The sequence below is a fragment of the Finegoldia sp. BIOML-A1 genome (assembly GCF_009678325.1).
Classification (GTDB): domain Bacteria; phylum Bacillota; class Clostridia; order Tissierellales; family Peptoniphilaceae; genus Finegoldia; species Finegoldia magna.
The window spans coordinates 302,650-315,331 of record NZ_WKZF01000001.1; the positions used below are offsets into that span (position 1 = coordinate 302,650).

Annotated in this window: 11 protein-coding genes; 3 read left to right on the forward strand and 8 right to left on the reverse strand. The window is 30.9% G+C overall.

Features of this window, described 5'->3' with window-relative positions; translation table 11 throughout:
* The first annotated feature begins 110 nt into the window (after positions 1-110).
* The gene (locus tag GKG00_RS01440) at positions 111-1,163 is read left to right on the forward strand and encodes a D-alanine--D-alanine ligase family protein (RefSeq protein ID WP_154253898.1); all 1,053 of its coding nucleotides are present in this window, start codon (positions 111-113) and stop codon (positions 1,161-1,163) included.
* A gap of 2 nt (positions 1,164-1,165) precedes the next feature.
* Entirely contained in the window at positions 1,166-2,530 is a 1,365-nt protein-coding gene (murF, locus tag GKG00_RS01445) for a UDP-N-acetylmuramoyl-tripeptide--D-alanyl-D-alanine ligase (protein WP_102164216.1), read from the forward strand.
* Positions 2,531-2,554: 24 nt separating this feature from the next.
* Here the strand turns inward: murF and GKG00_RS01450 are convergent, their stop codons facing one another.
* The 8 genes from GKG00_RS01450 to GKG00_RS01485 form a co-directional block, all read right to left on the reverse strand.
* Positions 2,555-3,211 carry an ATP-binding cassette domain-containing protein gene (locus GKG00_RS01450; protein WP_154253900.1) on the reverse strand — a complete coding sequence of 219 codons (657 nt, stop codon included), beginning with the start codon at positions 3,209-3,211 and terminating at the stop codon, positions 2,555-2,557.
* Complete coding sequence (locus GKG00_RS08865) at positions 3,199-4,149, reverse strand: hypothetical protein (protein ID WP_172976486.1); 951 nt, start codon at positions 4,147-4,149, stop codon at positions 3,199-3,201. The genes GKG00_RS01450 and GKG00_RS08865 overlap by 13 nt, the downstream gene beginning before the upstream one ends.
* 532 nt (positions 4,150-4,681) lie before the next feature.
* Positions 4,682-5,431 carry a hypothetical protein gene (locus GKG00_RS01460; RefSeq protein ID WP_154253902.1) on the reverse strand — a complete coding sequence of 250 codons (750 nt, stop codon included), beginning with the start codon at positions 5,429-5,431 and terminating at the stop codon, positions 4,682-4,684.
* Between the two features lie 2 nt (positions 5,432-5,433).
* On the reverse strand, positions 5,434-5,577 hold the full coding sequence (locus GKG00_RS01465) for a hypothetical protein (protein WP_154253903.1): 144 nt from the start codon (positions 5,575-5,577) through the stop codon (positions 5,434-5,436).
* A 290-nt stretch (positions 5,578-5,867) separates the two neighbouring features.
* Positions 5,868-6,551 (reverse strand): TVP38/TMEM64 family protein, encoded by a 684-nt coding sequence (locus GKG00_RS01470; RefSeq protein ID WP_154253904.1) that lies wholly within the window; start codon positions 6,549-6,551, stop codon positions 5,868-5,870.
* A gap of 86 nt (positions 6,552-6,637) precedes the next feature.
* Positions 6,638-7,903, reverse strand: coding sequence for a dicarboxylate/amino acid:cation symporter (locus tag GKG00_RS01475; protein WP_154253906.1), 1,266 nt, complete (start codon positions 7,901-7,903; stop codon positions 6,638-6,640).
* 35 nt (positions 7,904-7,938) lie between these two features.
* A complete protein-coding gene (locus tag GKG00_RS01480; protein ID WP_154253907.1) occupies positions 7,939-8,784 on the reverse strand; it encodes an NAD(P)-dependent oxidoreductase in 846 nt (281 codons plus the stop codon).
* Between the two features lie 9 nt (positions 8,785-8,793).
* Positions 8,794-9,555 carry an exodeoxyribonuclease III gene (locus GKG00_RS01485; protein WP_154253909.1) on the reverse strand — a complete coding sequence of 254 codons (762 nt, stop codon included), beginning with the start codon at positions 9,553-9,555 and terminating at the stop codon, positions 8,794-8,796.
* 173 nt (positions 9,556-9,728) lie between these two features.
* Between GKG00_RS01485 and GKG00_RS01490 the strand changes: the two genes are divergently transcribed.
* Positions 9,729-12,629, forward strand: coding sequence for an insulinase family protein (locus GKG00_RS01490; protein WP_154253910.1), 2,901 nt, complete (start codon positions 9,729-9,731; stop codon positions 12,627-12,629).
* The last annotated feature ends 53 nt before the right edge of the window (positions 12,630-12,682 follow it).

Below are 12,682 nucleotides of genomic sequence, written 5' to 3' on the forward strand. Positions count from 1 at the left end.
TTGTATTGTTTTTTATTAAAATCAACAAAAATGATACATTTTTCTAATTTATTGATATAATGATTTAGTTATAGTAATATATTAATGAGTCACAAGAAAGGACAAAAATTATGCAAAAAAATATATATGTATTATATGGCGGTCCTAGTACTGAACACGAAGTAAGTATCACAAGTGCTAGAACATTAATAAATAATTTATCAAAAGAAAAATACAACGTAAGTGCGATTTTCGTTCGCCGCGATAAAAAATTCATAATGAAAGAAAACATAACTGAAGAAATAAAATCCGACGACGAATTAGTGCTTGACACTGAGCTTTCTGTAATAGAATCTGTCAGCGATTGTATCAGTAAAATCAATCCAGAAAACACTGTAATATTTCCTGCAATTCACGGAAGTTACGGTGAAGATGGAACTATCCAAGGTTTCATAAAAGTTTTGGATTTGCCATTTGTAGGATGTAATGTGTTGGGTTCTGCACTTTGCATGGACAAGGGATACACTAACGATATTTTCGAATTGAACAAAATTCCTCAAGCAAAATACGTAGTACTTTGCAAAAACGATGAATACAATTTGAAGGAAATTTTCGACAAAACATCCAAGGCAGTTTATGTAAAACCATGTAACGCTGGTTCATCTGTTGGTGTTATGAGAGCAGAAACAGAAGAAGAATTGGAACAAGCAATCCAAAACGCATTCCAATACGACAGAAGAATTTTGGTCGAAGAAGAAATCATCGGTCCTGAACTTCAGATAGCAGTTATGGGCAATGACAATCCAGTTGCATCACGTCCGGGTGTATACCAAATACACGATGTAGAGTTTTTCGATTACGATGCAAAATACAACGATTCAAAAACAGAAATGCTTACACCATTTCCAATGGATGAAAAGTTAGAATTAAAAGCAAGACATTTGGCAAAAAAAGTGTACAAATTAATGAGTTTGTCAGGATTTTCAAGAGTTGATATGTTCGTAAAAGACAATGAGCTTTGGGTGAATGAAATCAACACAGTTCCAGGACTAACTCCACATTCAATGTTTCCAGTTTTATGGAAATGCACTAACGATATGAGTGTTTCAGAAGTATTCGACAACTTAATTGATTTGGCAATTGAAGAATACGAAAAAAATAAAGCATATAAGTTAGAGAGGTAATAATGTTAACAAGAAATTTAAAAACAATAACAGAACTAACTAACACGATAATAAACGAAAAATACCACGATATAATGGTAAAAGGTATCTCCACAGATACAAGAACAATCGAAAAAGACAACATGTTCATCGCTCTTAGAGGAGATAATTTCGATGGACAAAATTACATAGAGATGGCTTTTGAAAAAGGCGCATCTTGCTGTGTAGTTAACAGAGATTACAGAAATATCAACGATTATCCCGTAATTGAAGTAGACAATACAAAAGAATTTATGATGGATTTGGCTAGAGGATACATCAACAGTTTAAACTGTAAAGTAATCGCTATAACTGGTTCCAACGGAAAAACAACTACAAAAGACATCATGAGTTCACTATTAAAAGAAAAATACAAAGTCGTTAAAACACAAAAAAATTACAACAACGAAATCGGATTGTCCAAAACGATATTTGACATTGACGATGACACTGAAGTTGCAGTTCTTGAAATGGGAACAGAAAATTTTGGTGAAATCAGACAATTGACAAACATCGCTCATCCTGATATCGCGATGATTACAAACATCGGTGACAGTCACCTACTAAATTTAAAAACAAAAGAAAACATAGCCAGAGCGAAGTTTGAAATCCTTGAAGGATTGAAAGAAGATGGAATTTTCATTTTAAACAATGATGATCCTGTTCTTAGAGAAGTAAAACAAGAATACAAATTACCTGAAAAAACAATCACTTTCGGAATAAAACCGGGCAGCGAATACAGAATGGAAATGATCAAAGCCGATGAAACAGGATCGACATTTTCAATCAACGATCATGTGTTCAACATAGAATTGTTGGGTCATCATCAAATGTACAACGCTACAATGTCAATAATCGTAGCAGAACTTATGGGATTGGATTACACAGATATCGCCAAAGGATTAAAAAATATCGAATTGACGGGAATGAGAAACGAACTTATTCTACTAGACAAATTCCACATCCTAAACGACAGCTACAAATCAAATCCACAATCACTTACAAGCTGCCTTGAAACTGCTTACGGATTGCACGGATATAGTAGAAAAATCGCCGTGTTAGGAGATATGTTAGAACTTGGAGATAACGAAATCAACCTTCACAAAAACATAGGCAAATCAATCAACCCAGAAAAAATTGACTACGTATTGGCAACTGGACCATTAGCAGAAAACATAATCAAAGGAGCACGTACAAACTTTGCAGAAGACAAAGTGTTCTACTTTGAAACAAAAGAAGAATTACTTGAAAAATTACAAGAATTAATCGTGGACAACACATTAGTTTTAGTAAAAGCATCTCATGCAATGCAATTCGATAAATTAGTCGAACAAATAAAAGAATTATAAAATAAAAATGTGAACTAAGTTTTCTTAGTTCACATTTTTTAAATTAAAATCACTAATATTTTGATTCTTAATAATAAACACCCTATCACTTATTTCCTTCAAAGATTGCAATTGATGACTAATTATAAGTATCGTTTTTCCTTCTTTTTTTAAACTTTTTATTAAATTAATCATAATTCTATTAGTTTCCTCATCTAGTGCATTAAATGGTTCATCTAGCATAATAAGCTTTTGATTTTCCATAATAGCTTGGCAAATCCCCAACTTTTGTTTCATTCCTAATGAATAATTTTTTAATTTAGTTTTATTTTCAGGATCTAAGCCTAATTTTTTCATTATAGACTTAATATCATTATCCGAAATTTTGTCGTTTATTTCTGCCAACATTTTTAAATTTGTAAAACCGTCATAATATTCAATAAATCCCGGAGAATCTACTAATATCCCTGTATTAGGTGCAAAATCTCTTTCTTTCCCTATCTTAATACCAAATACTTCTACACTGCCTACATTAGGATTTTCTAATCCAGCAATAATTTTAAATAATACAGATTTACCAATACCATTTTCCCCTACAAATCCAACTATTTCATTTTCAAATATCTCCAAATTTAAATCTCTAAAAATTTCTTTAGATCCAAATTTTTTGCTAACATTTGATAATTTTATTATCTTTTCCATAAATCTCCCTCTATCATTACCTTTTTAATAATCCCTATTGTTAAAATATATCCAACTATATATATCAATTCACTATAACTAGAATTTAAAAAATCTTGAATCCCAACAAAAATTAAGTTAATCTCCTTAAAGTAAGATAAAAATATCAATACAAAAATTATCCCCGAAGCAATCACAGGCTTAATATATTTTGACAAAAATACAGATACTGTAATCACAAGAAGAATCTGTAAATAATTGATTACATATATTCCAAATATATTCATATAATTAAAGTCTCTTATCATCAAGCCTTGAATTATTTCATCTGTTAACTTTACTTTCCCTGAAATAAAATATTGAATAGTACATGCAAGTAAAATAATGCTCATATAAACCATAAAATACATAGAACTAAATCTAATCGCACTTGCGTAAAGCATCCTATTATATATTCTCTTATCTCTGAATCTAACCTTTACAAATGATGATAAATTTTCCTTAATATATTCTAAAGAAGCCAACACAGAATAAGCCACTAACAGAAAAATAATCTCATTATACATAATTATAAAAGCTGATGAGTCTTTAATATAAGGATGAAAAGCATTCAAGAACAAGACATCTGCTACGGAATTATTTTTACCAATAAGTTTGGAAAAATTATATATACAAGTTATCAAAACCATTATTAATGTCATAGGAATAATATGATTATACCTATTAATTCTAAATATCGATAAGTTTGACCTATATTCTAAAAATTTATTAACGCTGAGAACGACTGGCAAAACCATCAAAAATCCCACAATAAATTTCGTAACATTATCTGATAAAATATACATGTAAAAATCAAACAAAACTTGACTTCTTAGAATACTAATGTCAAAAAACAAATCATTTATCCCTTGAATTATATAAAAAAAAGCTATAAACCCAACAGCATACATTCTATTCATCTTTTGTTCAAGAAAACATATAATAAAAATTAATAAGTTCGTCCCTGCAAGCAAAAATAAACATATACAAATCAGACTTATAACAGGATACTCGCTAAAATTCCTAAAAACATTAAAAATAATTTCCTTATCCTCTGCTACTTTTAAAACATCATAACTATACTTGAAACTAACAGGTTTGAATATAGCACAAATTATAAATGCCGTAATTAGATTTAATATTAATATAGCTAAAACAGATACCATCTTTGCTATATGTTTTAATAATATAAAATCTACTTTGTTCCTAAATCTTATAGCACTATAGTTATAAATCTTATTCTTATCAATGATACATATCAGAACTATCATCGGAAAAAATAAAAATCTAAAATAATAATGATTATTAAAAATATCTATGATGCATTCTATATAATTCAAGTTATAAGAGCTTGTACTATCAACTATAAAGAAAGAGTAAAATGTAAATAGAACACATAAAAAAATCACCACGGGATTTTTTAAACATCTATATACCTCAGACTTTATAAATTTATTCATAAGATTTTCTCCTAATCATGAAAATATATGCAAAAAAATTAACAAGTATTAACGAAAATAATCCTATTAAGTAATTTAATATTCCATCATACGCAATAGCTTCAAACACATAAAATCCTTGATAGGAAAAGGCTCCTAAATTCAATGATCCAAGCAAAAATCCAGTAATAAGTATTCCAAAAAATGGTATAGTTGAAATAAGTAGTATATTTTTTATTCTATAACTTAATTGAATGGAAATTAAAGCTATTAACGACATAATTACTCCCTTCCATAAACTCAAAATAAAAGAAAAAAATATTGGTTTCCCAATAATCAAATCAATAAAAATTTTGCTATTTATTGTAGATTCTTTTGATATGGTATTAATTGGTACAAAGTTAATAAGTATCAAAGCAGAAATAAAATAAGAAGCAACTACAGCCAAAAAAACTACACTCAATATTGATGCAACCTTTGAAATAGCTAATTGCTTAGAAGATATTCTCATACATTCTAAATCATAAAACCTATTTTTCTTTTCGTAAAAAATTTGCCATACAAATGGTGCAATAAACAAAATAGGTGCTAAAAAATCTAAATAAGTAGTACTATACAAATACACTCCAACTTTATATTTGTAAGATGCCACTTGTCCTTCTGTAAAACCCATAAACACAGTGAAAACAACTCCAACTAATACTGTTAAAAAAAACGGTATTAGTAGTTGTGAAATTGTCCTTTTGTAAATATTCTTATTCATATTTAATTACTCTCCCATTGACCTCTAACAGTAAAATTAACAGGCTGGTTCCACTGACTTTGCATTTTAACTCTAATTTTACTATTTTTGTATTGTGAAGAATTGCCTCGCAATGTATCTCCTAGTGCTAATTTTTTTACTTTCATATTTCCTCCATGACAATTAAATTAAAATCTATTATCGATTTCAATTTAATTATAATGTTTTGATTCTTCTTTGTAAATATAATTTCTAATTTATCTTAAATTGTTCTTTTCGATACAAGTTACACATTAATTTTAGTAAAAGCATCTCATGCAATGCAATTCGATAAATTAGTCGAACAAATAAAAGAAATTTAACATCAAAATATTAAATAATATAAAAACAACAAGCCCTTATGTACTTTTGTACATAAGGGCTTGTTTATTTCTAGGAAAGTTTGAGGCTTTCTTTTTTATATATTTTTCTTTGCTTGTTTATCGTTATAAATTCTCTTCATCAACATTCCAAGCGCAAGCACTCCAAACAAAATAATAAGTCCTTTTACCCATGTAGATGGATTTGTCGATTTACTTGCTGCATAAGAATAAATCAAAGTAGCTGGAAGTTGTCCAATTCCTGTCGCGATAAAAAATTCCCAAAATCCCATCGGAGTCAATCCCGCTGCATAACTTATCGGATCAAATGGAACAAATGGCAATAATCTTGCAACCAAAATTGCGTTCTTGCCGTATCTGTCGAAAAATCCTTCTACTTCTTTTAATGCTCCTTTTGTTGCAAATTTTTCCGCAATATCTCTTCCCAAAAATCTAGCAATACCAAAACAAAGTGCCGCTCCAGCCATTGCAGATGTCCAAGACAATATACTTCCCTTAACCCATCCCCAAATAGCGGCGTTTGAAAAAGTAATTAAAAAGGCTGGGATTGGCGCTGCAACTGATTGAAGAATCATCATCAAGAATGAAATTATAACCGCAGTTTTCCCGAAAGATCTTATGTACGCTTTTACACTTTCAAGGTCTTGAAATGCTTTTGACATGTTCGTTATTCCTTCTCTTAGTGGTTTGATAAAAACAAATGCAAGAACTACTACTAGAATAACGATGATTTTTTTGATATGTTTATTCTCTAATTTCAAAATTATCCCTCCTTATATTCATTATATCAGATAAAAAAATAAACACTTATTGAAATATTCTATAAGTGTTTATCATTTATTATAATTTACGAATTAAATTTTTTTCTATCAAAATATTCTTCACCAGAACTATTAGCGACGATAACTGTACACACGGCATCTCCTGTGATATTTATCGCTGTTCTAATCATATCCAAAATTCTGTCTATTCCCATTATCATTGCAATCGCAGATATTGGAAGTCCAATTGAATTAAATACCATGGATAAAGTTATCAATCCAACAGATGGAATTCCCGCAGTACCTACTGATGCAAGTGTCGCTGCAGCAATTACTGTCAAGAAATTTTGTGGAGTCAATTGCATTCCGTAAGCGTTCGCTGCAAATACTACCGCAACTCCCTGCATGATTGCAGTTCCGTCCATGTTGATTGTCGCTCCAAGTGGAATTGTGAATGAAGAAATTTTCCTGCTAACTCCAAGTTCTTCCAATTTGTTGATGTTCATTGGCACTGTTGCATTTGAAGATGATGTGGAGAACGCAAATCCCAAAACTGGGAAGAATTTCTTCAAGAATTTGAATGGATTTGCTTTTGCAAAAATAGTCAATAAAACCATATAAACTAAGAAAAGTTGCAATCCCAATCCTAAAACTACTGTGAGCATGTATTTTAACATAGAGAATATTGCAGATAATCCTAAAGTTGCAAATGTCTTTGCAATAAGAGCAAATACACCTATTGGCGCAAACTTCATGACAATCATTGTCATATCCATCATTATGTCGTTGAATTCTTCGAAAATATTTGCTACGTTGTGTGCTTTTTCTCCCAAATTTGCCAAAATAATTCCAACTAAGAGTGCAAAGAAAATTATTTGCAACATATTTCCTTCAGACATCGCTCGAATTGGATTTGTAGGAATTAAATTCAATACAGTATCTTTTAGTGAAACAGCTTGTGCAGGATTGGCCTCTGCTGTTTGACTTACTTTGGTAAGATCAATTCCAACTCCAGGCTTGATAAATGATGCCAATAATAGCGCCAACGTTATCGCCAAGGCAGTTGTGAACAAATAAAATACAAGTGTTTTGACTCCGATTTTTCCTAGTTTTTTAGTATCTCCCATGCTCATTGCGCCAGTTACAAGTGAGAAGAATACTAATGGAACCACGAGCATTTGCATCAATCTAATAAATCCTTGTCCCAATACATCAAATACGCCATTTACCAAAATTGTATCTTTTATATATGATGAAGGAACAAATAGATTAAAAACTATTCCGACAAACAACCCTAAAAATAATCCTATGAAAATTTGAGTTGTAAGTCCCATTTTTTTCTTTTGTTTCATAAATATCTTTCCTTTTTCTTAAAATTCATTTTGCATTACAAATTGTTTTTTTCTATATATTTTTTCAAAGAAGTTTGCCAATCTGTGAATTTGTAAATTTGTGAAGTATTCAATAAGAAGTTTTCCAAAGCTGTAAAATCTGGTCTGTGGCCTTCTACTCTCAAATTCTCATCTTCTATTACTTCTGCATTAATTCCTTTTATTTTCAAGATTTCTTCTGCAAATTCTTTTCTACTAGCAACTCCTTCGCATGATGCATGATAAATTCCATAATCGTAAGTAGCCATCAATTTTACGATAAACTCAGCTAATTGATATGCACTTGTCGGAGAAGAGTATTGTGCTTTAGGAACGTAAACTTTTCCTGTTTGAATTGCTTCTTTTATAATGTCTTCTACTCTGTGATTTACTGGTGAAAATAACCAGCTTGTTCTCAAAATAAAATGTTTCACGCTGAATTCTCTTACGAAATTTTCTCCCATCAATTTGCTTTTACCATACATTGTTGTAGGATGTGGAGTGTCGTATTCTCTGTATGCACTTCTGGATTGTCCACTGAAAACATCGTCTGCAGACATGTGAATTATTTTTGCATCCACAGTATTCGCTGCAACCGCCATGTTTCTAGCTCCCAAAGCATTTACTCTGAAAGCCTCGTCCGGATTTTCTTGACACAATACAGGATCTGTTAATGCAGAACAATTTATGATTATATTCGGTCTGTTTCTTCTTGCAAATATAGAAGTTTCATCGGAATTTACAATATCTACGATGTATTTGTCTGTTGCCAATACCTCATCTTCAAATGGATCCAAATATTTCTGTAAAACTTTTCCGATTTTTCCATCTGCTCCACTTATCCAAATTCTATTTCTACTCATAATCTCTCCTTAAAAATTTATTTCCAATTCAACTGGGCAATGGTCTGATCCCATTATGCTTTGGTGAATTTTAGCATCAACAAGATTGTCCTTCAAATCATCGCTAACCAAGAAATAATCTATTCTCCAACCAGCGTTTCTTTCTCTCGCCTTTGCAAAATACGACCAATAAGAATACTCATCAGTTTTATCTGGATAAAAATATCTGAATGTGTCGATGTATCCGTCATTCAATAAAAGTGACATTTTATTTCTTTCTTCGTCGGTAAATCCTGCTGAACGCCTGTTTGATTGTGGATTTTTCAAATCAATTTCATTGTGAGCGACATTCAAATCTCCACACACAATTACAGGTTTTCTGTCCCTTAAAATATTCAAATAATTGTGAAATTCATCTTCCCACACCATTCTATAATCCAAGCGTTCTAGTTTTTGTTTAGAGTTTGGAGTGTAGACATTCACCAAGAAAAAATCTTCGTATTCGCAAGTAATCACACGTCCTTCAGTGTCGTGTTCATCAATTCCAATCCCATAACTTACTCCAATTGGCTCAACTTTTGTGTAAACCAAAGTTCCAGAATAACCAGCCTTGTTAGCTGAATAGGAATATCTGTGATAACCTTCAAATTCCATTTCTTCAGTCATTTGATTTTCTTTCATTTTTATTTCTTGTAAACAAAAAATATCCGCATTCAAATTATCAAATGCTTCCTTAAAGCCTTTTTTCATAACGGCTCTGTATCCGTTAACATTCCATGATATTAATTTCATATTCTCACCTCTTATTTGTTATTTATTATATCATATACAGTTTTAAAAACTGATATTTGTGAATGTAACTAACAATTATTTATACCCAAATAAACAAATATTTAATAAATTTGTGATTTTGTTAAGTTTTCGCAATTTGATATAATATATTAAAAAGAAAAAAGGAGATTTTTATGAAAGATTATAAAAATTTTAAATTAATAGATACGAGAGAATTATCTGATATCAATTCAACGGCCTATATTTTCGAACACGAAAAGACAAAGGCAAAGGTTTTGAAACTAGCTAACGATGACGAAAACAAAGTTTTTTCAATTGCATTTAAGACAATTCCTCAAGACAGCACAGGTGTCGCTCACATAATGGAGCATTCAGTTCTTAATGGATCCAAAAAATACACAACTCGTGAACCATTTATGGACTTGGTAAAATCATCGCTACAAACATTTTTGAACGCGATAACTTATCCAGATAAAACTTGCTATCCTGTAGCAAGTCGTAACGCCAAAGATTTTAAAAATCTCGTGGACGTTTATTTGGATGCAATTTTCAATCCAATTGTTTACGAAAAGAAAAATATTTTCTATCAAGAAGGATGGCATTACGAAATAAAAAATGTCGATGATGATATCAAATACAATGGTGTAGTATACAACGAAATGAAGGGTTCTTACAGTTCAATTTACACGATTATCTTCGATGAATTGTTCAAATATTTGTATCCAGATACAACTTATGCGCATTCATCGGGCGGAAATCCTTACAGCATTCCAGATTTAACTTACGAAAAATTCTTGGAATTCCACGACAAATACTACCATCCATCAAATTCGTTTATTTATTTCTACGGAAACGGAAATATCGAAGAAGAATTGGATCATTTGTCAGAATATTTGGAAGAATATGATTACAAAAAAATCGACTCAGACATTCCTTACCAAAAACCATTTGAGGAAGCTAAAAAAGTCCAAGTCGAATACAATATATCAAAAGACGAAAAGCCTGACGGAAAAGATGTATTGGTTTATGCTGCAAATGTCGGACACATCACAAATGTAAAAGATGCATTCGTATCAACTATTTTAAGTGACGTATTGTTCTCCAACGAATCTGCGATAATCAAAGAAAAATTATTGCAAGAAAACATCTGTGAATCTGTAGAGAGCGTATCATCTTACGGCCAAGAAATCACAATGGGTGTTATCGCTGAGAACTCAGATGTAAAAAACACCGAAAAATTTGAATCATTAATTAAACGAGAATTAGAAAACATCGTAAAAAACGGAATCGACAAGGACGAACTTACTTCTACTCTCAATAAATTGGAATATGATTTGAAAGAAGCTGGAAGTTTCCACACAAAAGGAGTTATCTATTTCTTAAAATCTGCTCTAAGTTTCATGTACTCAGATAGCTACTACGACCAATTGCAATTCTCAGAAACTCTTGCAGAATGCAGAAAATTAATCGATACAGATTACTACGAAAAATTCATCGAAGAAAAATTGTTAAACAACAACTTCAAATTGATTCTATCATTGAAAGCAACGCCAGGTCTTAATTTGAAAAAAGACAACGAAGTTAAGGAAAAATTAAAACAATACAAGGAAAGCTTGTCTGATGAAGAATTGAATGAATTAGTAGATTTGAACAAAAACTTGGAACAATTCCAATCAGAAGAAGACACAAAAGAACAAAAAGACACTATTCCAACGTTGGAACTTTCCGATATTGACGCAAAACTTGAAGATGTAGAAAGAATCGAAAAGAAAATCGACAATTACACATTCTTAAATCCAAATCTATTCACATCAAACATTCACTACGCATCATTTATGTTTGATTTGTCGAAGTTCTCTCAAAAAGATTACTTCTATTTGTCACTTCTATCCGATTATATCGGACTAAGCGACACTACAAATTACGACTACAAAAAATTATACACTCAAACATATCTTGCATCAGGTGGAATATTCACGGCAATTCATTTGAACAATACAAAAAACGGCCAAGATTTAAAATCCAAATTTATGTTCAGCTTCAAAACAATAGAAAAAACAGAAGATGAATGTATTAAAATATTGGAAGAATACTTGTTTAATGTGAAATTTGAAGACAAAAATAGATTCAAAAATATACTTCAAAACCTAAAACAAGAATACAAAACGAGAATACTTGAAGCCGGAAACCAATTCGCATTGACACGTTCTATGGCATCATTCTCAGAAAAAAGCGTGTTGGAAGATGAATGTTCAGGAATTAGCTACTACGAAAAATTGTGCGACGTGTTGAATGATTTCGATGAAAAAGCAGACATCACTTTGAATAAATTAAAAGATTACTACGAAAAAATCGTAAATTCAAACGATATGATTGTAAGCATAATCAACGAACAAGAATCCGCAAATAAATTCTTCGATAAATTGCAAAAATCATTGATTTCTAAAATGAACACAGAAGAAATCGACATCAAATCTTCTCCTACAAAATTCTTCAAATTAAAAGAAGCATACAAGACTTCTTCAAATGTTAATTACGTCGTAAAATCAGCCGATTTGAAAAAATACGGGTTTGAATACAATTCCAAAATAACTGTGTTGACAAATATATTGAACACTTCATTCTTGTACAACGAAGTCAGAGCAAAAGGCGGTGCTTACGGAGTTGGAATGAGCGTAAGCTTAAATGGAATATTATATGTATATTCCTACAGAGATCCTAACATCAAAAACACAATCGACATCTATGATCAAATCGATAAATTTGTTGAAAACATGAGATTTGATGAAAAAGAAATGAAACAATTCATAATCGGAACTGTGAACCAATTCAACCCACCAATGACTACATTCACAAAAGGAAGTCGTTCGATTAACATGTATTTGTCTGGAAGAACAATAGAAGATTATGAAAATTATCTTGAAAATATGCTACACACAACAGTGGATGATTTAAAACAATTTGCTAAGATAATCAAAAAAGCAATGAAAGAAAACCACTTAGTAGTTGTAGGAAATGATACAAAAATCGACGAAGATGCAAATCTTTTCGACAAAATAATCAATGTAGAATAAAATATCCACTAACCAAAAAATAGGACTGTGACAACAGCCCTCTTTTTTTGATG

Excerpts from the sequence above, each read along its gene's own strand:
- GKG00_RS01440 (WP_154253898.1), top strand. The coding sequence starts at position 111 with ATGCAAAAAAATATATATGTATTATATGGCGGTCCTAGTACTGAACAC.
- murF (WP_102164216.1), top strand. The coding sequence starts at position 1,166 with ATGTTAACAAGAAATTTAAAAACAATAACAGAACTAACTAACACGATA.
- GKG00_RS01450 (WP_154253900.1), bottom strand. The coding sequence starts at position 3,211 with ATGGAAAAGATAATAAAATTATCAAATGTTAGCAAAAAATTTGGATCT.
- GKG00_RS08865 (WP_172976486.1), bottom strand. The coding sequence starts at position 4,149 with ATGAATAGAATGTATGCTGTTGGGTTTATAGCTTTTTTTTATATAATT.
- GKG00_RS01460 (WP_154253902.1), bottom strand. The coding sequence starts at position 5,431 with ATGAATAAGAATATTTACAAAAGGACAATTTCACAACTACTAATACCG.
- GKG00_RS01465 (WP_154253903.1), bottom strand. The coding sequence starts at position 5,577 with ATGAAAGTAAAAAAATTAGCACTAGGAGATACATTGCGAGGCAATTCT.
- GKG00_RS01475 (WP_154253906.1), bottom strand. The coding sequence starts at position 7,903 with ATGAAACAAAAGAAAAAAATGGGACTTACAACTCAAATTTTCATAGGA.
- GKG00_RS01480 (WP_154253907.1), bottom strand. The coding sequence starts at position 8,784 with ATGAGTAGAAATAGAATTTGGATAAGTGGAGCAGATGGAAAAATCGGA.
- GKG00_RS01485 (WP_154253909.1), bottom strand. The coding sequence starts at position 9,555 with ATGAAATTAATATCATGGAATGTTAACGGATACAGAGCCGTTATGAAA.
- GKG00_RS01490 (WP_154253910.1), top strand. The coding sequence starts at position 9,729 with ATGAAAGATTATAAAAATTTTAAATTAATAGATACGAGAGAATTATCT.